The following is a 25324-nucleotide window of genomic DNA, read 5'->3' as shown; positions in this document are numbered from 1 at the left end:
CGCAGCCCGCCGGGCGCCGCCCCCTTGCACCGACTCCCATGACGACGCCCGCCTCCAACAAGCCTGGCCGCCGCCAGCTCGCCAATGCCATCCGCTTCCTCGCCGCCGACGCGGTGCAGGCCGCCAACTCCGGCCACCCCGGCATGCCCATGGGCATGGCCGATATCGCCGAAGTGCTGTGGAACGATTACCTGAGCCACAGCCCGAAGAACCCGCACTGGTTCAACCGCGACCGCTTCGTGCTATCCAACGGGCATGGTTCGATGCTGCAGTACGCGCTGCTGCACCTGAGCGGCTACGACCTGCCGCTGGAAGAATTGAAGAACTTCCGCCAGCTGCACAGCAAGACCGCCGGCCACCCGGAGCGCCATGAAACCCCGGGCGTGGAAACCACCACCGGCCCGCTGGGCCAGGGCTTCGCCAACGCCGTGGGTTTCGCGCTGGCCGAGAAGCTGCTGGCGCAGCGCTTCAACCGTCCGGAATTCTCCATCGTCGATCACCGCACGTGGGTGTTCATGGGCGATGGCTGCCTGATGGAAGGCGTCTCGCACGAAGCCGCCTCGCTTGCCGGCACCTGGGGCCTGGGCAAGCTGGTTGCGTTCTGGGACGACAACAAGATCTCCATCGACGGCAACACCGATGGCTGGTTCACAGACGACACGCCGGCCCGCTTCGAGGCCTATGGCTGGCAGGTGGTGCGCAACGTCAACGGCCACGACCCGGTGGAGATCAAGACCGCCATCGAGACCGCGCTGAAGTCCGAAGACAAGCCCACGCTGATCTGCTGTCGCACCACGATCGGTTTCGGTTCGCCCAACAAGGCGGGCAAGGAATCCAGCCACGGTGCACCGCTGGGCAAGGACGAACTGGAGGCCACGCGCGCGGCGCTGGAGTGGCCGTACGGCCCGTTCGAAATCCCCGAGGACATCTATGCCGGCTGGCGCGCAGGGAACACCGGCCTGGTGCGTGAAGACCAGTGGAACCAGCTGTTCGACAAGTACGCCGCGCAGTTCCCGGAGCAGGCCAGCGAACTGAGCCGCCGCTCGCATGGCGAACTGCCGGACGGCTTCATCGCCGCTGCCGATGCCTACATCGCCAAGCTGCAGGCGGAGGGCCCGGTCATCGCGTCGCGCAAGGCCTCGCAGATGGCCATCGAAGCGTTCGCGCCGCTGTTGCCGGAACTCGTGGGCGGCTCGGCCGACCTGGCGCACTCCAACCTGACCCTGTGGAAGGCCAGCAAGTCGGTGGCCACCGACGACCCCAACGCCAACTACGTCTACTACGGCGTGCGCGAGTTCGGCATGAGCGCGATCGCCAACGGCCTGGCGCTGCATGGCGGCTTCCTGCCGTTCGATGCGACCTTCCTGGTGTTCAGCGACTACGCACGCAATGCGGTGCGCATGAGCGCGCTGATCCCGGCGCACGCCATCCATGTGTATACGCACGACTCGATCGGCCTGGGCGAAGACGGTCCGACCCACCAGCCGGTCGAGCACCTGGCTGCACTGCGTTTCATCCCCAACAACGACGTGTGGCGCCCCTGCGACGCCGTGGAATCGGCGGTCGCCTGGAAGCAGGCCATCGTCCGCAAGGATGGCCCCAGCTGCCTGGTGTTCTCGCGCCAGAACCTCGCCCACCAGGCGCGTAGCGAGGCGCAGGTGGCGGACATCGCGCGCGGCGGCTACGTGCTGGCCGATGCCGACGGCACGCCGGACCTCATCCTGATCGCCACCGGTTCCGAAGTGGGCCTGGCCACCCAGGCCAAGGCGGTGCTGGACGCGGAAGGCATCAAGACGCGCGTGGTGTCCATGCCGTCCACCGACGTGTTCGACCGCCAGGACGCCGCCTACCGTGAATCCGTCCTGCCCGACAGCGTGCGCAAGCGCGTGGCGGTGGAAGCCGCCATCGCCGATTTCTGGCTCAAGTACGTCGGTCTGGATGGCGCCGTGGTCGGCATGCACGGCTTCGGTGCGTCCGCACCGGCCGAAGCGCTGTACAAGCACTTCGGCATCACCGTCGAGAAGGTGGTCGAAGCGGCGAAGGCGTTGTAGTCGCGGATATGTCTGTGAAAGCGGCGCTTTCCTACGCCCAGCAGGTCGACGGTCACCGCATATCGGTGTTCGACGGCCTGCTGGCGCCCCCGCAACTTGCAGAGCTGTACCGCATCCTGCTGCAGGCGGGATATACCAGGTCGGAGATCGCGCGCCCGGACACGGCCGATTACCGGCACTGGGCGACGGAGATCCCGGTGGCAAAGCTGCCGGCGATGCCCTTCACCGGACCCATGAGGGAGGCCGTGGTCGCACACGCGCCGGGGACGGTGTATCGGCCCTATCGCAGTTACGTCAACGTCGCGCATTACGGAGACATGTTGTTCAGCCATGTCGATTGTGTGGCCGGAAGCCGCGAACTCACCGCATTGTGGTACGTGTGCGAGCAATGGGATCATGAATGGGGCGGCGAAACCGTCTTCTTCGACGAGCATCGGGACGTGCGCGCCGCCGTGAGTCCGCGCCCGGGGCGTCTGGTGGTATTCGATGGCGAGATCCTGCATGCCGGACGGCCGCCTAACCGCAACTGCCATGTCCCACGCTTCACCTTGGCCGTGAAGCTGGAGCCGGTCGCTTCCTGACGGCATCGCGCCTCGATGAGCGCGTCATGCCTCCCGCGTCACGCGTAGCGCCAATGCGATGAGCTTCGCCTGCAGGCGTTCGCCCGCAGCGGCAGGCACCGCCAGATTCATGCGAGCCATTGCGGTCTCGTCGACGGGCTTCTCGGGCAGCGCCCTCATCACCGTCGTGGCTTTGGCCCAAGGTGTGCGCGTATTCGTCTTGAGCCATCCCAGTGCCTTCACCAGTCGCTGCTCGACCTCGGTGAAGTCGCTGCCCAGCGGGTAGTCGGGCAGGGTGCCGTCGTGGCGGAAGGCCCTCAGTCGTGCCGACAGGTGCACGGGGGTGTTGTCGATCCAGTGTCCCGGCGTGGCGAACCCGCCGCGCAGCTTGCCCGCACGCTGGGCGGTCCGCACCAGGTCCTGCTGGAAACGTACGTCGGTGATGCCGCCCATCGCGATGATGCAGTCCTCGTCGTTGCGTCCGTGCAGGTCGGCAATGCCGTATTCGTTGACGTAGAGGTCGCGCAGGTGGCGGGGGATCGTGGTGTGGCCGTAGTTCCAGCGCACATTGGAGACCGCCTGGCCGCCGTCCTCGCGCACCGCGCGGAACATCAGTGCGCTGCGTGCATCGTCAAGCGCATGCGACATGGCGACGAAGTTGTACTGCCCGCCCACGCCGGAGACGACCTTGCCGTCCTCGAGGCCGTCGGAGACCGCCGCGCCCAAGGCGGTGGCCATCATGCAGGAATTGAAGAACCGCGCATCGCGCCGCTGCAGGCGCTCCAGCGATTCGTTGCCGCCGTACAGCTGGTTGATGGTGCTGATGCGGCGCATGCCGATGGCGCGGCGTTCCTCGTCGGGCAGGTCGCGCAGCCACTGGTAGAAGGCGGGCGAGCCCAGGTAGAACGCGCCATGCAGGTACTCGCCGTCGCGTTCCAGCCGCGCCTGGTCGCCGAGATTGGCAGTGCCTTCGGCGATACGACGCATCAGCAGTTCGTCGTCCACCACCTTGCGGCGGATCACGCCGGTCTCGACCAGGCGCTTGAACCCTTCGTTGACCATTTCGCTGCAGCCGTACAGGCCGGTGTTGAACGGACCCAGCCCGCCGCTGGCCAGGACGGCCGGGTGGCGTTCGATCTCGGGATCCAGCGCCGCCAGCACGCGGCGGTACGTGGCATTGTCCGTATGCCGCAGCACCAGCGCATGGCACAAGGCATCGGCCAGTGCGCCGATGCCGATCTGCAGCGTGCCGCCATCACGGACCAGCGTGCTGGCGTACAGGCCGATGGCATATTCGGCATCAGATACCGGTTGGCGCGGCAGGCCGAACAGCATCGGATAAGGCCCCGCAGGCTCGACCACCACGTCGAAGTAGTTCTCCTCGACGGCAGCCGTGCCGCCGATCCACGGCAGCTGCGGGTCCACTTCCGCCACCAGCAGCGGTCGCGGCAGGCCGCGCGCCACGATCGCATCGACCGCGTCCTGGGTGAGGTCGTTGTTGCATGACAGCGAAAGCCGCGTGCCGCTGGCTTCACGCGCCACCTTCTGCACGATGACATTGACGCCGCGTTCGGCCAGCGCACGGGCGACGTGGGTGTAGTTGAGGCTGGCATAGCCCCGTTGGGCGGTGGTCGAGCGCAGCAGGCCGCCCGACTGCATGTAGAACTCCTCGACGCTGATGTTCGGTGGCAGCGCGTCGCGCTTCATCGCCTGCACATACGACAGTCGGGGGAAGTCGTCGCCGAAGTGGCGCGCAGCGAACGGACCGACGAAGCGCCCTTCAAGCCCGTGACCGCCCGCGGGCGGATCCAGCGACAACGCGGTGTACAGGGACCACGGCCGCGAAGGTTCCGCGGCGATGCGCGCATAAAGCGCGTTCAACAGCCGGTGTGGCTTGCCGATGCCCAGCGGTGCGCCCATGCGGAGTGGGCCAGGGATGTGGCGGAGGATCAGGTCGACGGTGGCGTCGAGGTCGGTCAGATGGGTTGTCATGGCGACAGCGTAGCGAGGTGGACGTTAACCGGCCATGGGCCGCTTCATTGCGCGAGCATGTCCGGCCGGAACAGGCGCCTGCGGGAAACTTCCCCGCCCGACAGCATGAAACGTCCGTCGCCACGATAGTGCATCGTGCGCGGAATGCGTGGCGATGTCGCAACACGGGCATGCACCACGCGCCACACGAACAGCGGATACTCGGCGGTGATACGGGTCTCGTGCAGGCGGCATTCGAAATGCGCATGGCACTCGACGATCCGTGGCGCACCCACCATTCTGGAAGTACTTGCAGACAGCGCGAAGCGCTCGAACTTGTCGCCCTCCACGCTGCTGCAGTTGCCGATGCGCACCACGGTATCGAGCAGGTCCTCCGTCGGCAGGTTGATGACGCATTCGCGGCTTGCGCGCGCGAGCCCGTGGCTGTGGTTGGCCTGCCAGATGTACGTCCCTATCAGGTCGTAGCCGAGCATCATGTGCCAGCCCAGGGTCATGATGGCGCGCTCACCCTTGTGGGCGGTGCTCAGAAGCACCACGGGTCCGGGCTCCAGATAACGCCTCACCTGGTCGACCGCCAACGTCTTCCAACGTCTTGCCTGCGTCATCACTTCACTCCCTTGGATTAGCGGGATGGGACCTGCTCAGTCCAGCACATGCACCGAATCCGCCACCCGCCGCACTTCGTCCGGATGGTGGCTCACGTAGACGATGGGCAGGCGTATCTCGTCGCGGACCCGCTGCAGGTAGGGGATCAGCTCTTCGCGGCGGGCCTGGTCCAGCGCGGAAAGCGGCTCGTCGAACAACAGCAGTGAGGGCTGCGACAGCAGGGCGCGGCCGATGGCGACGCGCTGGGCTTCGCCACCCGACAGGTTGCGCGTGCGCCTGGCCAGCAAGGGCGCGATGCCCAGCAGGTCCACCACGGCATCGAACCCGAAGCGCGCCGCACCGCGCGTTGCATGGCGTCCGTAAAGCAGATTGCGGCGCACATCCAGGTGCGGAAACAGCCGCGCATCCTGGAACACATAGCCCACGCGCCGCTGGTGCACCGGCACATCGATCCGTCGTGTGCTGTCGAACAGGCAGCGGTCGTCCACTTCGATGCGGCCCGCAGCGGGCTTCACCAGCCCGGCGATGGCATTGAGCACGCTGGTCTTGCCGGCACCCGAAGGGCCGACGAGCGCGACCACCCGCGCGGGGTCGTCGATGCGGACATGGCGATGGAAGCCGCCGCGTCTCAGCTCGATGTCCAGCCGCAGCATCAGCTGTCCTCCGCGTGACGCGTGTGGTGGCGCCGCACCAGCCATTCCGACAGCAGCAAGGCCGCCAGCGAGATGACCACGGCCACCGCGGCCAGGCGCCAGATGCCGCCTTCGCCGCCCGGCACCTGCATCAGGCCGTAGATGGCCGACGACAAGGTCTGCGTTTCCCCGGGAATGTTGGAGACGAACGTGATGGTGGCGCCGAATTCCCCCAGCGCCTTGGCGAAGGCCAGCACGCTGCCGGCCACCAGGCCCGGCCATGCCAGCGGCAGGGTGATGGTGAAGAACACGCGCCAGGGTCCGGCGCCCAGTGTCGATGCCGCCTGTTCAAGGCGCCGGTCGGTGGCCTCCAGCGAGAGCCGGATCGAGCGCACCATCAACGGGAAGCCCATTACTGCGCACGCCAGGGCGGCGCCGGTCCAGCGGAAGGCAAACACGATGCCGAACCTCTCCTGCAGGAACGCACCGACCGCGCCCTGTGTGCCCAGCGTCACCAGCAACGCGTAGCCCATCACCACCGGCGGCAATACCAGTGGCAGATGCACCACGGCGTCCAGCAGCGCCTTGCCGGGGAACCGCGTCCGCGCAAGCAGCCAGCCGACAAGCACGCCGAACGGCAGGCTGGCCAGCGCCGCCACCACCGCCACCTTCAGGCTGAGGCGGATCGCAGTGAGTTCGTCCGGGCTGAACGCGTCGAGCACGCGCGCGTCAGTCCTTCACCGCAAAGCCACGCCGCTTGAAGATGGCGTCGGCGGCGGGTGAGGCGAGCCATTGCACGAACGGCACGGCCTGCGCGGAGCGTGCATCGCGCAGCGCGGCCACCGGATAGACGATGGGGGGATGCGAGGCCTCGGGGAACGTCGCCAGTACGCGCACGGCCGGTTCGGCCTTCGCATCCGAGGCATACACGATGCCGAGCGGCGCTTCGCCACGCGCCACCAGCATCAGGGCCGCGCGCACGCTCTCGGATTCCGCCAGCCGCGCCTTGACGCCGTTCCACAGCGACAACGATTCCAGCGACGCCTTGGCGTACTTGCCCGCCGGTACCGTCTGCGTCTGGCCCACCGCCAAGCGGCCGCCACCCAGCGCCGCCAGCAAAGTGGCTGGCCGCTTCAGGTCCACCTGTGCCTGGCTGGTCTTCGGTGCGACCAGCACCAGCTGGTTGCCCAACAGGCTGCGCCGTGTCGCGTCCTGCAGCCTGCCGCGCTGCTGCAGGTAGTCCATCCACTCCAGATCGGCGGAAAAGAACACATCCGCAGGCGCCCCCTGCTCGATCTGCCGCGCCAGCGCGGAGCTGGCCGCATACGACACGCGTACCGGAACGCCAGTGGCTTTCTGATAGGCCGCCGCAGCTTCGTCCAGGGATTCCTTCAGGCTGGCGGCGGCGAACACCGTCAGCGGTGCGGATTTTTCGGCGGCAAGGACGGGACGACTGGTGAACGGCAGCAATGCGACGATCAGCACCAGGATGCGAAGCAGATTCACGACGTTCATCGAGACTCCCGGGTGTGGTGCACGGTGTGGACAGGGGCGCGCGCGATCAATGCCTGCCCAGCGCAGCGTTCAACGTACCCGCCAGCGCCACGCCCGCGAGGCGAAGTTGTTTTTCCGCGATGGGCAGGTGCTGGTCGACATAGGACTGCTGCAACCGCGCGCGCGGCGGGTAGAAGCCGGGTTGCGTCACCACCCGGCACGATTGCTCGGCCCAGCGCGCGGCAGGCGGCGGCAGATTGACCGGTGCGATGCCGGGACGCGGCAGCGTGCGCAGGTAGGCCAGCCAGGCCGCCTCATCGCGACGCGTGGACACCAGCATCCGGCTGTCCCACAGCGTGTGCAGGTTGGTGCCGTTGCCGTTCCAGTTGACCTGTATGTCGTTGCCGCCCTTGTCGCGCGCGAAACCCGCATGCAGCGGCTGGTGGGCGTCGCCGACGAAGTGCACGACGAACTTCAGTGCCTGCAGGCGCTCGGCACGCGGCCGGCGCTGGTCGGACAGGATGGCGGTCTGCGCGCGTATCGCCTCGACGACGCAGTTGCCACCCGGGCAGTCGCGCGGCAGGTCGTATTCGCAATCGTGTTCGCCGATGTTGACGTAGTGCCAGCGGGCGGTCTTCTTGCCCAGCACGGGATCGTTGTCGCGCAGGTCGTCGGCCCAGCTGGCGATGCCGGCCAGCGTGGGTTCCGGTTCGCCGGCGAGGAGTGCGTTGATCTGTCGGCGGGTCGCGGGCGTCAGGTCGTCCCACGCAAGCGAGGCCACCAGCCGGTGACCGAGCGCGCCCCAGGCGAAGGCCGGCGCCGGGAGCAGCAGGGCGGTGGCCAGCAGGAAAAAGAGGATCCGGTTCATGCCGGCCACTTTAACCGACATGCCCCGGATCCCCGATCACGGCCTTAGAACTTCAGTACATAAGCCATGCCGTACACGAGCGGATCGATATTGGCGGTGCCGAGCCCGGCGCCATCCACTTCCACGTCGGTGTCGATGTCGATCCAGCGCGCGTCCACGCGGATGGCGCCACGTTCGCCGACCTTGAAATCCACGCCGGCATGCGCGGCCAGTCCCCACGAGTCATCCAGCTTCAGGCGCGTGCCTTCCAGTGCGCCCTGCGTGTCTTCGCTGAAGAACGCGGTGTAGTTAATGCCGGCGCCGAGGAACGGCGAGACCTTGCCCTGGCCATTGAAGTGGTATTGCAGCGAGACGGTCGGCGGCAGGTGCTTGGTGCTCCCCACCGTGCCGACGCCCTCGATGGCGATGTCGTGCTTGAACGGCAGCGCGGCCAGTACTTCCAAGCCCAGGTTGTCGCGCAGGAAGTATTCGAAGGTGATGGTCGGCTTGACGTCGCTGTCGATGTCCAGCGGCAGCGTGCCGCCGGCCAGCGCACCGTTGTCGGACGTCGGGTTCACCAGGTGCGCGCCGACGCCCAGGGTCCAGTCGCCCCTTGACTGGGCGAAGGCCGGGATGGCGGTGGCGCCCAGGGCGGTTGCGAGGGCAAGCGGAAACAGGATCTTGTTCATCGTGGGTGGGCTCATGGGAAAGTGGACGCAGTCTCTGCCCGCGCTGCACGGGCCGCCTTGATCCTGATCAATGCCGCCCGCGGGGGGCTGTTAGAATGGCGGCCCCCGTCAACCCCGCCGCGCAAGGCGCGGCCGCAGGAGTCCCGAGCAATGTCGATCAAGGTGGGTATCAACGGCTTCGGCCGCATCGGACGCAACGTGCTGCGTTCCGCCGTGCAGAACTTCGGCAAGGACATCGAGATTGTCGCGATCAACGATCTGCTGGAACCCGACTACCTGGCCTACATGCTGCAGTACGACTCCGTGCACGGCCGTTTCGACGGCGACGTGAAGGTGGAAGGCAATACGCTGGTCATCAACGGCAGCAAGATCCGCCTGACCCAGGAACGCGATCCGGCCAATCTCAAGTGGGACGAAGTCGGCGCCGAAGTCGTCATCGAATCCACCGGCCTGTTCCTCGACAAGGCCACGGCGCAGAAGCACCTGGATGCCGGCGCGAAGAAGGTCATCCTGTCGGCGCCGTCGAAGGACGACACGCCGATGTTCGTCTATGGCGTCAACGACAAGACCTACAACGGCGAAGCCATCATCTCCAACGCCTCGTGCACGACCAACTGCCTGGCGCCCATCGCCAAGGTGCTGCACGACAAGTGGGGCATCAAGCGCGGCCTGATGACCACCGTGCACGCGGCGACCGCCACCCAGAAGACCGTCGACGGCCCGAGCAACAAGGACTGGCGCGGTGGCCGCGGCATCCTGGAGAACATCATTCCGTCCAGCACCGGCGCAGCGAAGGCCGTGGGCGTGGTGATCCCGTCGTTGAACAAGAAGCTCACCGGCATGTCGTTCCGCGTGCCGACCAGCGACGTGTCCGTGGTCGACCTGACCGCCGAGCTGGAAAACCCGGCCACGTACGAAGAGATCAAGGCCGAGATGAAGGCGCAGAGCGAAGGCGCGCTGAAGGGCATCCTGGGCTACACCGAGGACAAGGTGGTCGCGACCGACTTCCGCGGCGACACCCGCACCTCGATCTTCGACGCCGAAGCCGGCATCGCGCTGGACCCGACGTTCGTTAAGCTGGTCAGCTGGTACGACAACGAGTGGGGCTATTCCAACAAGTGCCTGGAAATGGTCCGCGTGGTGGCAGGCAAGTAAGCCTGTCCCTCCCGCTGGACTTGGCGAGCGCCCTTCGGGGCGCTCGTTGCGTTTCAAGGGTATCGATTTTCGATACCGCCAGCACCAGCGATGGCCACCGACGGATCGGAATCTTGCAAATCCCCGTCACTTGCCGGAGGCTGCGGACGCGGCAGTGGACGGCCGCCGGACGGGCTTTCTGCCGTCCCTGCATCGGGATGCACCCACATTTGAGGGCGGGGAATGGATGACGTAGTCGGCGTGTTGATACTGCTGGGCCTGGCCGCGCTGGCCGTGCCCATCCTGCTGATCGTGGCCCTGGTGTCGGTCAGCGGCCTCAAGCGCCGCGTGGCCACGCTGGAAAGCGAGGTCGCCATCCTGCGCACCACGCGCCCCGCGCCCGCGCAGCCTGCCCGTGCCACCGCACCGGCGCCGGTCGAGCCGTCCACATCTGCGGAGGTACCCGCCCCCGCCGAAGACCCGACGCTGGCGGAACTGCTGCGCGCGCCGCCGCCCGCCACCGTGCGCGAACCCGCGCCCGCGCCGGCCAGTCGCGCGGGCGCGGTGCCGCCACCGGTGCCGCCTGCCGCGCCGCCGCGTGCGGCCGCCGACATTCCCCGCCCAGTCGCGGCCACCGCATCGACGGATGCCCCGCCGCCACGTCCGCGCGCTGCCATGCGTCCGCCCACGGAACCGGATTTCGCGACCATCGCACTGCGTACCGTGAAGCGGTGGTTCACCGTCGGCAACGTGCCGGTGAAGATCGGCGTGCTGGTGCTGTTCGCCGGCGTCGCCGCGTTGCTGAAGTACGGCGCCGACCAGGGATGGTTCACCCTGCCGCCGGAACTGCGCCTGGCCGGCGTCGCCGCGGCGGCACTGGGTGCGCTGGTGTTCGCATGGCGCAAGCGCGACAGCAACCGCGTGTTCGCGCTCAGCCTGCAGGGCGGCGCCATCGGCGTGCTGCTGCTGGTGGTGTTCGCGGCCTTCAAGATCTTCACCGTGATGCCGGCGGGTGCGGCGTTCGCCTTGAGCATCGTGCTGGTGGCCGGTGCCGGCATGCTGGCGGTGCTGCAGGATGCCAGGGCCTTGGCGGTGTTCGCCCTGCTGGCCGGCTTCCTCGCACCGATCTGGCTGTCCACCGGCAGTGGCAACCATGTGGCATTGTTCTCGTATTACGCGGTGTTGAACGCAGCCATCGTCGCCATCGCGTGGCACAAGTCATGGCGGGTGCTCAATCTGCTTGGATTCGCCTTCACCTTCGGTATCGGTACCGCGTGGGGCCTGTTCGACTACGCACCCGAGAAATACAACACCACGCAGCCGTTCCTGGCGTTGTTCTTCGTCTTCTACCTGCTGATCCCGCTGCTGTTCGCGCGCCGCCAGCCGGTGAGCCGCCGCGACTTCATCGATGGCTGCCTGGTGTTCGGCATGCCGCTGGTGGCGTTCTCGCTGCAGGCCGGGCTGATGCAGGGCGGTGCCTTCGAAGACAGTCGCATGCCGCTGGCGCTCTGCGCGCTGAGCCTGGGTGCACTGTATGCGCTGCTGGCGTGGGGATTGCGCCGTCGCCAGAACTTCGACGTGCTGGCCCAGGCGTACGCATTGCTCGCGGTGGGCTTCGCGACGCTGGCCGTGCCGTTGGCGCTGTCGGCGCATGCCACGGCGTGCGTCTTCGCCCTGGAAGGGGCGGCGCTGGTATGGCTGGGCCTGAAGCAGCAACGCTGGCTGCCGCAGCTGACCGGCGTCGGCCTGCAACTGGCGGCGGCGGCAGCGTTCGTGATCGGGCTGTCGAATAACGGCATCAACGCCGACACCGTCATCGCCAACCCGATCTTCATGGGGGCGCTGCTGATTTCGCTGGCGGGTCTGGCCACGGCATGGAGCTTCCGTGCCGCCGGCCACGATGCACTGGCGTTGCTGGCATACCTGTGGGGGCTGGTCTGGTGGTGCGGCAACGGTGCGCATGAGATCGAGGCATTCGTGCCGTATGCCAGCGCCCCGGACGCGATGCTGGCCTTTGCGGTCGTGACCGGCTGGCTGGCCGCGGAACTGCATCGCCGCCATCCCGCCGGCGCCCTGGCGATGACGACGCTGGTCGCGCTGGCTTCCGCGGGACCGATCGCGCTCTGGCAGGCCGACGTGCACCTGCAGCCGTTCGCGGGCCATGGGCTGTGGGCGTGGCTGGTGTACGCGTTGCTGGGTGTGCGCAGCCTGATGTGCCTGCGCGACAGCGAACATCGCCTGGCCGGCGCCGCACAGTTCGTGTGGTGGCTGGTGTGGCCGTTCGCGCTGGCGATGCTGTTGAGCTGGCTGTGCACGCGCCACCAGTTGGCCGATGGCTGGTATGTGGTCTCTCTGGCGCTGCCGGCGCTCGTACTGGTTTCGGTGGCGCTGTTCCGCTGGCCGTGGATCGCCGCGCCCCTGGGCGAACGCTTCAACGGCTGGCGCCCGGCCCTGCTGACCGTCCTGTTCTCCGCGCTGTCGCTGTGGTGGCTGGGCACGTTGTTCTATGCCGGCAACACGTCACCGTTGCCGTGGCTGCCGGTGTTGAATCCGATGGAACTGGCGCAGTTGGCGATCCTGCTGCTGGCGCTGCGTTGGCTGATGCCGGAAGGGCGCCGTGGCAACCCGCCTTCGTCGCTGGTCGTGGTGTTGTCTGTCGTGGCCTTCGTGTGGATCACCTCGGTGGTGCTGCACGCGGTGCATCACTGGGGTGGCGTGCCGTGGAACGATGGCCTGCTCTCGACCAGCCTGGCGCAGACCAGCCTGACGCTGGTGTGGAGCGTGCTGGGCGTGCTGGGCTGGGTGATCGGTTCGCGTCGCGGCCAGCGCATGCTGTGGCTGGCGGGCGCCGTGCTGATGGCGGTGGTACTGGGCAAGCTGCTGCTGGTGGATCGCGGCAACCTGGGCGACGTGCTGGGCATTGCGTCCTTCATCGCCTACGGCCTGCTGTGCACGGTGGTGGGTTACCTGGCGCCGGCACCGCCGCGCACATCGGAAGTCGAAGCCGGGGAGACGGCCGCATGAAGAAGCTCGCCTGGGCATTGCTGCTGCCACTGACCGCCTTCGCCGGCGTCGACCAGGACTACGCGACGCGCTGGCCGCTGCTGCTGGGCAGCGACGGGGCGGGTGCCTATCGCGTGGTGCTGGAGCCCGATGTCTACCGGACCACGGCCTGGCCCGACCTGCGCGATGTCGACATCGTCGATGCGCGTGGCGCACCGGTGGCCGCGGAGGTGTTCCGCCCCGACCAGCCACTGGCGTTGCCGGCACGTCGCCTCGGCGTGCCATGGTTTCCGCTGCCTCCGCAGGGCGCGGGCAGTTCGCCGGCCCTCAGGCTGTCGGCGCAGGTCGGCGACCACGGACGCATCCTTAGCGTGCAGGCACAGTCGGACATGCAGGCGCCGTCCAGCGAGAACGGGCGCGCGTTCCTGCTCGACCTCAGCCATGTGCGCGACGAGGTGCGCGCCGTGGAGATCTACTGGTCGCCGGGCACGCCCCGCGAAGCGAGCTACCGCGTCGAGACCAGCGATGACCTGCAGTCCTGGCAGACCGCCAATCCCCGCGCCACGCTGGTGGAACTGCACCAGGGCGATGAAAGGTTGGTGCGCAACGAGGTACTACTCGCGGACGCGGGACGCTACCTGCGTTTCATTCCGCTGGATGCTTCGCCCGCGCTGCCGATCCGCCAGGCGCGCGTGCGCCTGGATACCGATGACATCCAGCAGGCTTTCACCTGGACGCAGATGCGCGGCCAGCGGGTGTCGGAACAGGGGCGCGACTATTTCACCTACGAAAGCGATGGTCGTTATCCGGTGTCGCGGGTGGACCTGGCCGCGGACGACTTCTCCGTGGCGGAATGGACGCTGGAGAGCCGCGACGCCGCCGATGCGCCGTGGCGGCACCGTGCCGGTCCGTGGGTGGCCTATCGCGTCGGTGGCGAACGCCAGAGCGTCTCGCCGGCGCAGGACATCGCCGGCGCCCCCGTGCGCGACCGCTACTGGCGACTCAGCGCGGCCGGTCCCCTGCCGGGTCAGCCGCCGACGTTGCGGTTGGGATACCACGCCGAGGTGATGGTGTTCCTGGCGCAGGGGCAGTGGCCGTATGCCCTGGTAGCGGGCAGCGCCGCGGCCAGGCGCGCGTCCGCGCCGATGCCGGCGCTGATCGATGCGTTGCGCGCCGACCGTGGCCGCGACTGGCAGCCGACGCCCGCTTACCTGGCGCCTGCGCAGACCCTTGCAGGCAAGGCGGCGCTGCAGGCGCCCCCTGCCCAACGCGACTGGAAGACCTGGTTGCTGTGGGGCCTGCTGGTACTCGGTGCGGCGTTGGTCGCCGGCTTTGCCTTAAGCCTGCTGAGGAGCAGACCCGCGCCCTGACAGCGGCGGGTTTGCGGCGCCCGCGTGCAGCCGGGACAATAGGCGTCTGTCCCGTTGCCTGGAACCCGCATGTCCATCGTCCGCATGACCGACCTCGACCTGACCGGCAAACGCGTGCTGATCCGACAGGATCTCAACGTGCCGATCGATGAGGGCCGCATCACGTCCGAACAGCGCATCACGGCCTCGTTGCCCACGCTGAAGCTCGCCTTGCAGAAGGGCGCCGCGGTGATGGTGACCTCGCACCTGGGTCGGCCGAAGGAAGGTGTGTGGAGCGAAGCCGATTCGCTCGCGCCCGTGGCCGCCAGGCTTTCGGAACTGCTGGGCACCGACGTGCCGCTGGTGAAGGACTGGGTGGACGGCGTGGACGTCGCGCCGGGCCAGGTGGTGCTGCTGGAGAACTGCCGCATGAATGTCGGCGAGGGCAAGGACGACGAAGCCCTGTCGAAGAAGTACGCCGCGCTCTGCGACGTGTTCGTGATGGATGCGTTCGGTACCGCGCATCGCGCGCAGGCGTCGACGCATGGCGTCATCCGGTTCGCCAAGGTGGCCGCCGGTGGGCCGCTGCTGATGGCGGAGCTCGACGCGCTGGAAAAGGCGCTGGCCAATCCGGCACGTCCGTTGCTGGCCATCGTCGCGGGCAGCAAGGTCTCGACCAAGCTGGACCTGCTGACCAGCCTGGTCGGCAAGGTGGACCAGCTGATCGTGGGCGGCGGCATCGCCAACACCTTCATCGCCGCCGAAGGCCATGCGGTGGGCAAGTCGCTGTACGAAGCCGACCTGCTGGAGACCGCGCGCAGGATCGATGCCGACGCCAAGGCGCGCGGTGCCGAAATCCCCCTGCCCAGCGACGTGGTGGTGGCGAAGGAATTCAAGGCCGATTCGCCGGCCACGGTGAAGGCGGTCGACGCGGTAGGCGATGATGACCTGATCCTCGACATCGGCCCCGACACCGCCGCGCGCTACGCGGCGCTGATCGAGTCCGCCGGCACGGTGGTGTGGAATGGCCCGGTGGGCGTGTTCGAGTTCGATGCCTTCGGCAAGGGCACCGAGACGCTGGCGCGCGCCATCGCGGCTTCGAATGCATTCTCGATCGCCGGTGGCGGCGACACGCTGGCGGCGGTGGACAAGTACGGCATCGCCGGCGAGGTGAGCTACATCTCCACCGGCGGCGGTGCGTTCCTGGAATTCCTGGAAGGCAAGACGCTGCCGGCGGTGGCGGCACTGGACGCGCGCGGACAGTGAGCCGCCCCACGCTGTTCTTCGATCTCGACGGCACGCTGATCGATTCCGCCGTCGGCATCACCCGCTGCGTCGCGCATGCGTTGACGCAGCTGGATCACCCGGTGCCGACGGACGCCGAACTCCGTGGCTGGATCGGCCCGTCGCTGCGCACGAGCTTCACGCCGCTGCTCGGTAATGCGGCGAAGGTGGAAGCGGCGGTTGCGCATTATCTGGAACGCTTCGAAGCCCACGGTTGGGCGGAGCATCAGGTCTATGCCGGCATCGGCGAGACCATCGAGCAATTGCACGCGGGCGGCCATCGGCTCGCGGTGGTGACGGCGAAGAATGAACCCCATGCGCGCAAGATCATCGCGCATCTTCCCTTCGGGCATCGTTTCGATGACGTCATCGGTGCGACGGCCGATGGTCGACTGAGCCAGAAGCCCGACCTGATCGCCGAGGCCCTGCGCCGCCTGTCGCTGGACGCATCGGCGTGCTGGATGATCGGCGACCGGCGCATGGACATCGAAGGTGCGCGCCACCATGGCATGCGCAATGTCGGCGTGCTGTGGGGTTTTGGCGGCGAGCAGGAACTGCGCGATGCCGGCGCGGACCAGCTGGCGGCCGCACCGCACGACCTGCGCGCCATGCTGGCGGCATGACGCCACAGTGAACCCTTGTGGGAGCGACGTCAGTCGCGACCGCATGCAAGTGAGGCGTCGTCGACTGACGTCGCTACCGCAAGCGTTGATCGCGCGTGGCGGATCGGCGCAGATCCGTGTGCATGCGCAACACCGGATGCGCTTCACGAGACCAAAAAAATACCACTGGCGGGATGCTGCCTGCTTGCGTGGAACCGCATGAAAACAGGGGTTTCGCGGGCATCGGCGTGGCATGCCTGTTCCTGTCCCGGGACAGCATGCGCGCATCGTGCACGCGTGCCATCGAAGTGCGCGCACGGTGTGGTAGCGTTTGCGTGATCACAGGAAACCCACCATGACCGAACGCCAGCGCCGCACCAAGATCCTTGCCACCCTCGGACCTGCCACGGACCCGCCGGGCGTACTCGAGGACCTGTTCCGCGCGGGCGTCAACGTGGTGCGCCTCAATTTCTCGCATGGCGATCCGTCCGGCCAGGCCAAGCGTGCCGCCGCCGTGCGCCTGGCCGCGCAGCGCGTGGGTGCCGAAGTCGGCATCCTGGCCGACCTGCCGGGACCCAAGATCCGCATCGAACGCTTTGCCGAGGGCAAGGTGGTGCTGAAGACCGGTGCGCGCTTCGACCTGGTGGCCAGCGCCGATGCGCCTCCGGGCGACAGCGCGCAGGTCGGCGTCAGCTATCTGGGCTTGCCCGCCGACGTGACGAGCGGCGACGTGCTGCTGCTGGATGATGGCCTGATGCAGCTGCGCGTCGAGCAGGTGGAAGGCGAACGCATCATCTGCACCGTGCTCAACGACGGCATGCTGTCGGACCGCAAGGGCCTGAACAAGCAGGGCGGCGGCCTGTCGCTTGGCGCGCTCACCGAGCGCGACAAGGAGCTGATCGGCATCGTGGCGCAGATCGGCGTGGACTTCATCGCCGTCTCGTTCTGCCGCAATGCGCAGGACATGAACGACGCCCGCCGCATCGCGCAGGAACACGGTTGCGATGCGGCGCTGGTGTCCAAGATCGAGCGCACCGAAGCCATCGAGAATCTCGGCGAGATCATCGAGGCCAGCGACGTGGTGATGGTCGCGCGCGGTGACCTGGGCGTGGAGATCGGCGACGCCGAGCTTCCCGGCCTGCAGAAGAAGATCATCCGCGAGTCGCTGGCGCGCAACAAGGTGGTGATCACCGCCACCCAGATGCTGCAGTCGATGGTCGACAGCCCCATTCCCACCCGCGCCGAAGTGCTGGACGTGGCCAACTCCGTCATCGACGGCACCGACGCGGTCATGCTCTCTGCGGAGACCGCGGCGGGCAGCTACCCGGTGAAGGCGGTCGAGGCGATGGCGCGCATCTGCCTGGGCGCCGAGAAGCAGTTCGAGATGGACACCGATTTCGAGAAGGCGCCGCGCAACCTGGAGCGTGCCGACCAGGCCATCGCCATGGCGACCATGTTCCTGTCCGAGCACATCGGCGTGCGTGCGATCGTGGCGATGACCGAATCCGGCGGCACCGCGCGCTTCCTGTCGCGCTTCCGTTCCAGTGCGCCGATCTATGCGTTCTCGCGCCACGACGGCGCACGCCGCAAGATGGCGATGATCCGCGACGTCTACCCCATCGCGTTCGACAGCCGCGGCCTGGCGCCGCGCGAGGCCGCGCGCGATTCCATGCGCGTGCTGCACGACCGCGCACTGCTGGCCGAAGGCGACCGCGTCATCTTCACCAGTGGCGACCACATGGAGCAGCACGGCGCCACCAACACCCTGCGCCTGCTGCAGATGGGCACGCAGGGCAAGGCCGAGGGGCTGGGCGAGCTGTAACCGGAGCACGCGCGGCATGACGAGGACGAATGCCTTCACGCTGCTGTGCATCGCGATCCGTGCCGTCATCGTATGGGTGGCGGCGAGCGCGCTTGTCGGCATGCCCGCCGTGCTGTTCGCCCTGCGGCATGGCGATTCGGCGTTCGGTGGCACGGGGGTTTCGCTGGCCGTGATGGGGTCCGTGCTGGTCGCGCTGGCGCTCGCCTGGGTGTTCGCCGACAAGCTTGCCAGGCTGGCGCTGGCCGGGCCGCGCGAGCAGGTCTTCGAGAGCAGCCTGGAACCGCGCGTCTGGCTGGGCCTCGCCATCTCGATCATCGGCGCGTGGTTCCTGTTCCTCGCGCTCAAGGACGGTGCGTACCTGATCGTGCGCTGGATCATGATCTCGCGCGCCATGCCGGGCTCGCTGACGCTGGACAACGGGTTGGACCAGCTGTTGCCGGACGCGGTCGCCACGGTCTTCGAGGCGATCCTGGCCACCGTGTTCCTGCTGCGTGGCCGCGGGCTTGCCAACCTGGTGCACCGCTGGCGCTACGGCAGCCTGCAGGCGGAATCGACCGACCGGATCTGACAGCCGGGCGCCTGGAACCGTTTGCAGATTCCTTCTTCCGCCAAGGCGAGCCCCGCGCGGGCTACAATTGGTATCTTTCCCGCCGCTTCCCCAGGAACCCCATGAGCATCGAACAGCTTGCCGAAACCGCCCAGGCCATGGTGGCCGCGGGCAAGGGCATCATCGCGATCGACGAGTCCACCACCACCATCGCCAAGCGTTTCGAAGGCGTGGGCATCGAGAACACCGAGGAAAACCGTCGTGCGTACCGTGAGCTGCTGCTCACCACCCCCAAGCTGGGCGACTACATCTCCGGCGCCATCCTGTACGACGAAACCCTGCGCCAGTCGACCAAGGACGGCGTGCCGTTCGCCAAGGTCATGGCGGCCAACGGCATCATCCCCGGCATCAAGGTGGACAAGGGCACGCATCCGCTGGCCGGCTGCCCGGGCGAAGTGGTCACCGAAGGGCTCGACGGCCTGCGCGACCGCCTGAAGGAGTACTACAAGCTCGGCGCGCGCTTCGCCAAGTGGCGCGCGGTCATCAACATCGGCGACGACATTCCGTCCGGCACCTGCATCGAAGCCAACGCGCACGCGCTGGCCCGTTACGCGGCGCTGTGCCAGGAATGCGGCCTGGTGCCGATGGTAGAGCCGGAAGTGCTGATGGACGGCGACCACAACATCGAGATCTGCTACGAAGTCACCGAAGCCGTGCTGCGTTCGCTGTTCGGCGCCCTGTACGAGCACAACGTGCTGCTGGAAGGCACCATCCTGAAGGCGTCGATGATCGTGCCGGGCAAGGACTGCGACGAGCAGGCCAGCGTCGAGGAAGTCGCCGAGTCCACCGTGATGTGCCTGAAGAGCACCGTGCCGGCGATCCTGCCGGGCATCGTGTTCCTGTCCGGCGGCCAGAGCGACGAGGACGCCACCGCGCACCTCAACGCCATGAACCAGCTGGGTGCGCTGCCGTGGCCGCTGACGTTCTCCTACGGCCGCGCCATGCAGTCCGCCGCCCTGAAGCTGTGGTCGCAGGACCTGGTGGGCAACTTCGCCAAGGCGCAGTCCACCGTATACGCCCGCGCCAAGGACAATGGCCTGGCCGCGCTGGGCAAGTGGGAAGGGTGAGGGGCTGCGCCTGACGGTTGCCCCATCGGCAACCATCGCAGCCGCGAACGCCCGCACATGGATGTGCGGGCAGGTCCATCCCTCAGCACGTAATGCTGCGCCATGGATGGCATCGGGAAAGAACGCCGGCGCATGCCGGCGTTTCGCTTTTCAGCCCGCGTGCACCCGCTCCGCCGCGCGTTCCGCCATCCTCCGGTCCGCATAGTCCATCGTCAGGTCCGAGGCCGTCTTCAGCACGGTGAAGCACAGCGTCATCAGCATGCCGCTGCCCAGCGCGGCGCTGGCCAGGATGATCAGGTGCATCGGGATCACGCGCAGGTAGGGCAGGAACATCAGCGCGCCCAGGCTGGGTTTGCCCGCCAGGTCGGCGGCATGCTGCACGGCGTAGGTCTGCCGTTGCGAATAGACGAACGACAGCCCGCACAGCGCCAGCAGGGCGATGTCGCGCGGGTTAGTCACCGTGTGGTGGACGCACAGGAATACGAAGTACACCGCATGGAAGAAACCGTAGTGCAGCGAGAAGAAGCTGGCCGTGGACCGCTTGCCGGCCTCGTCCTCGCTGACGCGTGTGCCGCCGGAGGTGAAGCCCTCGGTGGTGAAGTCGCGCAGTGCCAGCATGCGCTTGCGGGCATAGAAGCCGATCACCACGCTCTGGATCCAGTACGGCCAGACCAGCCAGCCGGCTTCCCAGTCGAAGGCGAGGGCCAGCACCAGGGTCAGGGCATTGGAGACCAGCAGGCCGGCGGAGGAGGGACGCATCTGTTCAGGATACGGCAGCCATCCGCCCGCGGGGACGGGCTTTTCCGCGCTGCGACCTGAACGGAATAAGGCTGCCTGCAACATTGTTGCCTAAGCAGCTATATCATAGGCAGCATGAAGACCCCCGCCGCCAACAGCACCATCGGTTACCTGATCGCGGACCTGAGCCGCCTGTTCGGGCGCGTGTTCGACCGGCGTGCCGCACACCTGGGCCTGACTCGCGTGCAGTGGCGCGCGCTCAAGCGCATCCACCAGAGCGAAGGCATCACCCAGGCGGAACTGGCCGACCTGCTCGACATGGAGCCCATCGCCGTCGGCCGCGTGATCGACCGGCTGCAGAAGGCCGGTTTCGTCGAGCGCCGCAGTGATCCGGAAGACCGTCGCGTGTGGCGCCTGCACCTGCTGCCGCAGTCCGATGCGGTGATGCACGACATCGAGGCCGTCTCGGTTTCCGTGCGCGAGGACTGCCTGGCCGGCGTCGATGCCGTCGAACTGGCCACCACCCTGAAGGTGCTCGGCCAGATCCGCGAAAACCTCTCACAGCTCGACCGCGCCAGCCGCGGCGAGTCTTCCCTCCGCAAGAGCTGAAGCCCATGACCAGCAAGATCAACGAAGCCGGCGAAGCCACGGCCAAGCCTTCCACTCCCAAGCGTCGCCGCGTGCCCGTGTGGCTGTGGATCGCGGGGCCGTTGGCCGTGGCCGGCTTCTTCGGTTGGGAGTACGCCGTTTCCAGTCGCGAAGTCAGCACCGACAACGCCTACATCAAGGCCGAACGCATCCTCATCGCGCCGCAGGTCGGCGGCCGCGTGGTCGAGGTCGCCGTGCAGCAGAACCAGCCGGTGAAGAAGGGCGACCTGCTGTTCCGCATCGATGCCGATCCGCTGACCATCGCGGTCGCCCAGAACGAAGCGCTGGTCGCGCGCATGGCCAACACTGCCAGCGCCAGTCGCGCCAAGGTCGTGGGCACGGACTCGTCGATCCGGGCCGCGCAGGAAACACTCACCTGGGCGCAGCGCGACCTGGTCCGCATGCAGCAGCTGGCGTCGCAGCAACTGGTATCGCGCAAGATGCTGGACGATGCACGTCATGCCGTGGCGGAAGCGCGTACCGACCTGGCCGACGCCGTTGCCACCCAGTCCGAAGCCACCGCCACCTTGAGTGGCAGCGCCGGCACGCCGACCCGCGACCTGCCCGAGTACCGCGCGGCCATGGCGATGCTGGCGAAGGCGAAGCTGGATCTGGCGCATGCGGAAGTGCGCGCGCCGGTTGACGGCATCGTCGGCCTGCACGACCTGCAGGTGGGCGAGTACATCAACGTCGGACAGTCCGCGATGCCGCTGGTCGCCACGTCACCGATCTGGGTGGAAGCCAACTTCAAGGAAACCGAACTGACCGAGATGCAGGTCGGCCAGCCGGCGACCATCGAGGTCGACTCGTATCCCGGCGTGACGTGGAAGGCGCACGTCGCGTCCATCGCCCCGGCCTCCGGCGCGGAGTTCAGCGTGCTGCCGCCACAGAACGCCACCGGCAACTGGGTGAAGATCGTGCAGCGCATCCCGGTGCGCCTCGAGATCGACAGCGCCGCCGCCGACGCACCGCAGTTGCGCGCCGGCATGAGCGCCGACGTGCATGTGGATCTGCGCGATGGCGGCACCGCCTCCAGTCGCGCCACCGCCGCGCGCTGAGTCCCTGTTTCCATGTCATCCCGGGCGTGCGCGGATGCGGGCGAGGGCACTGTGGTGGGGCCCGGCCCCGCTGACGCCGCGCCCCGGGTGACCTCTGGGTCGTCGCGCCGCGCGTGTGGCGATCGTTTCCGGAATTTCCCATGAGCACAACCGCCGCTGCCGTTGCACCCGCGCAGGAAGACACCGGCAAGCGCACGCTGCTGGTCGGCTCGGTGATGCTGGCCACGCTGATGCAGGCGCTGGACACCACCATCGCCAACGTCGCGCTGCCCGACATGCAGGGCTCGCTGTCGGCCACCCAGGACCAGGTGTCGTGGGTGCTGACCAGCTACATCGTCGCCGCCGCCATCCTGACGCCGGTGACCGGCTGGCTGGCCGGCCGGCTGGGGCGCCGCCGCCTGCTGATCATAGCGGTCAGCGGTTTCACCGTGGCGTCGTTGCTGTGCGGCATCGCCAGCGGCATCGGCGAGATGGTGCTGTACCGCATCCTGCAGGGCGTGTTCGGCGCGTCGCTGGTGCCGATCTCGCAGTCGCTGCTGCTCGATGCCTTTCCGAAGGAAAAGCATGGCGCCGCCATGGCGATGTGGGGCATGGGCATCATGGTCGGGCCTATCCTCGGCCCGCCGCTGGGCGGCTTCCTGACCCAGAACTACAGCTGGCACTGGGTGTTCCTGATCAACCTGCCCATCGGCATCCTGGCGCTGGTCGGCATCATGGCCAGCGTGAAGAAGGACGTGGTGCAGGAGCGCAAGCTCGACGGTGTCGGGCTGGGCCTGCTGGCGCTGGGCATCGGTGCCTTGCAGCTGTTCCTGGATCGTGGACAGAGCGAGGACTGGTTCGGCAGCGTCGAGATCCAGATCGAAGCCGCGCTCGCATTCCTTGCCCTCTACACCTACGGCCTGTGGTGGTGGCGCAAGCGCGATGCTGCGCTGCTCGATCTTGGCCTGCTGAAGAACGCGAACTTCGCCGTGGGCTGTGCGCTGATCTTCGTGGTCGGCATCGTGCTGTTCGCCACACTGGCCCTGTTGCCGCCGTATCTCAGCACCCTGATGAACTATCCGGTGCTGACCATCGGCCTGGTGCTGGCGCCGCGCGGCGTGGGCACCATGTTCAGCATGATGGTCGTCGGTCGCCTGCTGGGCCGCATCGACGCGCGCTGGCCGATCCTCGTGGGCATGGGTCTGATGGCGTTCTCGCTGCATGGCATGACCCAGTTCGGGCCGAACGCGTCGATGCAGTCCATCGTCTGGCTGGGCGTGGTGCAGGGCATGGGGCTGGGCCTGGTGTTCGTGCCGATCTCCACGGTGGCGTACGCCACGCTGGAACCGCACCAGCGTACCGAAGCCGCCGGCCTCTTCAGCCTGGTGCGCAACATCGGCTCATCGGTCGGCATCTCGGTGGTGATGACGATGCTGTCACGCGCGATGCAGGTGAACCATGCCGAGATCGCCGCGCGCATTCCCGCGTTTGGCGCGGAGACCACGCTGCTGCCTGCGGCGATGAACCCCTCCACGGCCACCGGTCTGGCGATGCTCAATGCCGAGGTCAACCGGCAGGCGGCAGCCATCGGCTACCTCAACGACTTCAAGCTGATGATGCTGCTGACGCTGGTATCGATGCCGCTGGTGTTGATGATGCGGGGCGGCAAGGCGCCATCCGGCGGTGGTGCGGCCGATGCCGCGGCGGCGCACTGACATGCAACTGCAGGGGCTGCACCACGTTGCCATCATCGCGTCGGACTACGCGCGGTCGAAGCACTTCTACACCGAGATATTGGGCCTGCGCGTCGTCGCGGAGCACTACCGGGCCGAACGCGATTCGTGGAAGCTCGACCTGGCACTGCCCGACGGCACGCAGGTCGAGCTGTTCTCGTTCCCTTCGCCGCCACCACGCGTGTCGCGGCCGGAAGCGTGCGGCCTGCGTCACCTGGCCCTTCGCGTGGCCGACATCGGCGCCGCCATCGCCCACCTGCACGCCCATGGCGTGGCGACCGAGCCGGTGCGGGTGGACGAATACACCGGCAGGCGCTTCACCTTCTTCGCCGATCCTGACGAGCTGCCGCTGGAGCTGTACGAGCAGTGAGGTGCCCACTGTAGGAGCGACGTGAGTCGCGACCGCACGCAGTCGGCGACACTAGTGCGTGCCAAATCTGGCGCGGCAAGACGATGCGCTGTCTGCCAGATCCTAGACATGCAGGACGTGCGGTCGCGACTCACGTCGCTCCTACAGAGGTTTGCGGAGATGTAGATCCCCTTGCCTTGGCCTGCTAACGTGCATGCCGTTCAACAGGGGATGTCGGATGTTCTGCAGAAACTGCGGCCAGCAGCTGGTCGACGAAGCGGTCGCGTGCCCGCAATGCGGCGTGGCGACGGCTTATTTCCCGCAGGCGATGGCGCAGGGCAGGAGCCGCAATACCTTCATCCTGTTTGGTGCCTTGTTGGGGCTGATCGTGCCCGGCGTGCACAACCTTTATGCCGGCTACAACCAGAAAGGGCTGATCCAGGTGCTGGTCAGCGTGCTCTCGTGCTGGCTGCTGTGGCTGCCGATGTACATCTGGACGATCGTGGAGATATGCACCGTCACGGTGGACAGCGACAACAAGCCGATGTATTGAAGCCGGACCGACGGCGGCCAGGAGTATGCCCGTGAACCCCGCGATGAGGATCCTGGTGTCCGTGGTGTTGATGCTGCCCGGCGCGGCTGCCAGCGCCGCGGAACTGGACTGGATGGCGGGCCACTGGTGTGGCCTGCGCGGCAAGACGTTCAACGAGGAAACCTGGTTGCCCGCCCGTGGCGACCTGATGATCGGCATGCACCGCGACACGCGCGACGGCAGGGCGGTCGGGTTCGAGTTCATGCGCATCGCGCGCCAGCAGGGCACGTGGACGTTCCTGGCCCAGCCCGGTGGCGGCGCCGTGGTGGCGTTCCCCGCCACCACGATCAGCGGGGACAGCGTGACGTTCGCCAATCCGCAGCACGATTTCCCGCAGCGCGTGACCTATCGCCGCGTGGACGCGGACACGCTGCATGCGCGTGTGGATGACGGCACCGCGTCAGGCCAGTCGCTCGAATGGACCTGGAAGCGGGACTGCACGGTGCCGGCGGACTAGTCGATGCCGGTTGCAGGCATCGTCTTGGCGA

The 25324-nt window shown here is 67.5% G+C and carries 24 protein-coding genes; 16 read left to right on the top strand and 8 right to left on the bottom strand.

The window, feature by feature from the left end; genetic code table 11:
- Positions 1 to 38 precede the first annotated feature (38 nt).
- Positions 39 to 2051, top strand: a complete 2013-nt coding sequence (gene tkt / locus OVA13_RS10475; protein ID WP_267790427.1) for a transketolase — start codon at positions 39 to 41, stop codon at positions 2049 to 2051.
- Positions 2052 to 2065: 14 nt separating this feature from the next.
- Positions 2066 to 2632, top strand: coding sequence for a 2OG-Fe(II) oxygenase (locus tag OVA13_RS10470; protein WP_267790426.1), 567 nt, complete (start codon positions 2066 to 2068; stop codon positions 2630 to 2632).
- 24 nt (positions 2633 to 2656) lie between these two features.
- Here OVA13_RS10470 and OVA13_RS10465 read toward each other — a convergent pair whose 3' ends face one another.
- The 7 genes from OVA13_RS10465 to OVA13_RS10435 are packed head-to-tail and all read right to left on the bottom strand — an operon-like array spanning position 2657 to position 8871.
- A complete protein-coding gene (locus OVA13_RS10465) occupies positions 2657 to 4603 on the bottom strand; it encodes an acetyl-CoA hydrolase/transferase C-terminal domain-containing protein (protein WP_267790425.1) in 1947 nt (648 codons plus the stop codon).
- 44 nt (positions 4604 to 4647) lie between these two features.
- Complete coding sequence (locus OVA13_RS10460) at positions 4648 to 5208, bottom strand: flavin reductase family protein (protein ID WP_267793507.1); 561 nt, start codon at positions 5206 to 5208, stop codon at positions 4648 to 4650.
- Positions 5209 to 5244: 36 nt separating this feature from the next.
- On the bottom strand, positions 5245 to 5862 hold the full coding sequence (gene modC / locus OVA13_RS10455; RefSeq protein ID WP_267790424.1) for a molybdenum ABC transporter ATP-binding protein: 618 nt from the start codon (positions 5860 to 5862) through the stop codon (positions 5245 to 5247).
- Positions 5862 to 6563 (bottom strand): molybdate ABC transporter permease subunit, encoded by a 702-nt coding sequence (gene modB, locus OVA13_RS10450; protein WP_267790423.1) that lies wholly within the window; start codon positions 6561 to 6563, stop codon positions 5862 to 5864. Before modB ends, modC begins: the two co-directional genes overlap by 1 nt.
- Positions 6564 to 6570: 7 nt before the next feature.
- Complete coding sequence (gene modA / locus OVA13_RS10445; RefSeq protein ID WP_267790422.1) at positions 6571 to 7356, bottom strand: molybdate ABC transporter substrate-binding protein; 786 nt, start codon at positions 7354 to 7356, stop codon at positions 6571 to 6573.
- Between the two features lie 46 nt (positions 7357 to 7402).
- Positions 7403 to 8203, bottom strand: a complete 801-nt coding sequence (locus OVA13_RS10440; protein ID WP_267790421.1) for a S1/P1 nuclease — start codon at positions 8201 to 8203, stop codon at positions 7403 to 7405.
- A gap of 44 nt (positions 8204 to 8247) precedes the next feature.
- Positions 8248 to 8871 (bottom strand): OmpW/AlkL family protein, encoded by a 624-nt coding sequence (locus OVA13_RS10435; RefSeq protein ID WP_267790420.1) that lies wholly within the window; start codon positions 8869 to 8871, stop codon positions 8248 to 8250.
- Positions 8872 to 9021: 150 nt separating this feature from the next.
- On the opposite strand from OVA13_RS10435, the gene gap reads away from it, so the two are divergent.
- From gap to OVA13_RS10395, 8 genes are all read left to right on the top strand, one after another.
- Positions 9022 to 10026: a type I glyceraldehyde-3-phosphate dehydrogenase gene (gene gap, locus OVA13_RS10430; RefSeq protein WP_267790419.1), complete on the top strand. Its 1005-nt coding sequence runs from the start codon at positions 9022 to 9024 to the stop codon at positions 10024 to 10026.
- 222 nt (positions 10027 to 10248) lie between these two features.
- Positions 10249 to 13029, top strand: a complete 2781-nt coding sequence (locus tag OVA13_RS10425; protein WP_267790418.1) for a DUF2339 domain-containing protein — start codon at positions 10249 to 10251, stop codon at positions 13027 to 13029.
- On the top strand, positions 13026 to 14378 hold the full coding sequence (locus OVA13_RS10420; RefSeq protein ID WP_267790417.1) for a DUF3999 family protein: 1353 nt from the start codon (positions 13026 to 13028) through the stop codon (positions 14376 to 14378). The genes OVA13_RS10425 and OVA13_RS10420 overlap by 4 nt, the downstream gene beginning before the upstream one ends.
- A gap of 69 nt (positions 14379 to 14447) precedes the next feature.
- Complete coding sequence (locus OVA13_RS10415; protein WP_267790416.1) at positions 14448 to 15623, top strand: phosphoglycerate kinase; 1176 nt, start codon at positions 14448 to 14450, stop codon at positions 15621 to 15623.
- Positions 15620 to 16264, top strand: a complete 645-nt coding sequence (locus OVA13_RS10410) for an HAD hydrolase-like protein (RefSeq protein WP_267790415.1) — start codon at positions 15620 to 15622, stop codon at positions 16262 to 16264. Before OVA13_RS10415 ends, OVA13_RS10410 begins: the two co-directional genes overlap by 4 nt.
- Before the next feature lie 334 nt (positions 16265 to 16598).
- A complete protein-coding gene (gene pyk, locus OVA13_RS10405) occupies positions 16599 to 18065 on the top strand; it encodes a pyruvate kinase (RefSeq protein WP_267790414.1) in 1467 nt (488 codons plus the stop codon).
- Between the two features lie 16 nt (positions 18066 to 18081).
- Positions 18082 to 18633, top strand: a complete 552-nt coding sequence (locus OVA13_RS10400; protein WP_267790413.1) for a hypothetical protein — start codon at positions 18082 to 18084, stop codon at positions 18631 to 18633.
- A gap of 101 nt (positions 18634 to 18734) precedes the next feature.
- Positions 18735 to 19739 carry a class I fructose-bisphosphate aldolase gene (locus OVA13_RS10395; RefSeq protein ID WP_267790412.1) on the top strand — a complete coding sequence of 335 codons (1005 nt, stop codon included), beginning with the start codon at positions 18735 to 18737 and terminating at the stop codon, positions 19737 to 19739.
- Between the two features lie 150 nt (positions 19740 to 19889).
- Here OVA13_RS10395 and OVA13_RS10390 read toward each other — a convergent pair whose 3' ends face one another.
- Entirely contained in the window at positions 19890 to 20498 is a 609-nt protein-coding gene (locus tag OVA13_RS10390) for a DUF6498-containing protein (protein ID WP_267790411.1), read from the bottom strand.
- Positions 20499 to 20612: 114 nt separating this feature from the next.
- Between OVA13_RS10390 and OVA13_RS10385 the strand changes: the two genes are divergently transcribed.
- From OVA13_RS10385 to OVA13_RS10360, 6 genes are all read left to right on the top strand, one after another.
- Entirely contained in the window at positions 20613 to 21086 is a 474-nt protein-coding gene (locus tag OVA13_RS10385) for a MarR family winged helix-turn-helix transcriptional regulator (protein WP_267790410.1), read from the top strand.
- Positions 21087 to 21091: 5 nt separating this feature from the next.
- On the top strand, positions 21092 to 22183 hold the full coding sequence (locus OVA13_RS10380; RefSeq protein ID WP_267790409.1) for an HlyD family secretion protein: 1092 nt from the start codon (positions 21092 to 21094) through the stop codon (positions 22181 to 22183).
- Positions 22184 to 22323: 140 nt separating this feature from the next.
- Positions 22324 to 23877, top strand: a complete 1554-nt coding sequence (locus OVA13_RS10375) for an MDR family MFS transporter (protein ID WP_267790408.1) — start codon at positions 22324 to 22326, stop codon at positions 23875 to 23877.
- A 1-nt stretch (position 23878) separates the two neighbouring features.
- Positions 23879 to 24265, top strand: coding sequence for an SMU1112c/YaeR family gloxylase I-like metalloprotein (locus OVA13_RS10370; RefSeq protein ID WP_267790407.1), 387 nt, complete (start codon positions 23879 to 23881; stop codon positions 24263 to 24265).
- A 217-nt stretch (positions 24266 to 24482) separates the two neighbouring features.
- Positions 24483 to 24797: a zinc-ribbon domain-containing protein gene (locus tag OVA13_RS10365; RefSeq protein WP_267790406.1), complete on the top strand. Its 315-nt coding sequence runs from the start codon at positions 24483 to 24485 to the stop codon at positions 24795 to 24797.
- 31 nt (positions 24798 to 24828) lie between these two features.
- The gene (locus OVA13_RS10360) at positions 24829 to 25293 is read left to right on the top strand and encodes a DUF6265 family protein (RefSeq protein ID WP_267790405.1); all 465 of its coding nucleotides are present in this window, start codon (positions 24829 to 24831) and stop codon (positions 25291 to 25293) included.
- The last annotated feature ends 31 nt before the right edge of the window (positions 25294 to 25324 follow it).

Origin of the sequence: Pseudoxanthomonas sp. SL93 (assembly GCF_026625825.1) — a bacterium.
Lineage (GTDB): Bacteria > Pseudomonadota > Gammaproteobacteria > Xanthomonadales > Xanthomonadaceae > Pseudoxanthomonas_A.
This window is presented reverse-complemented; position numbering and strand designations above follow the sequence as displayed.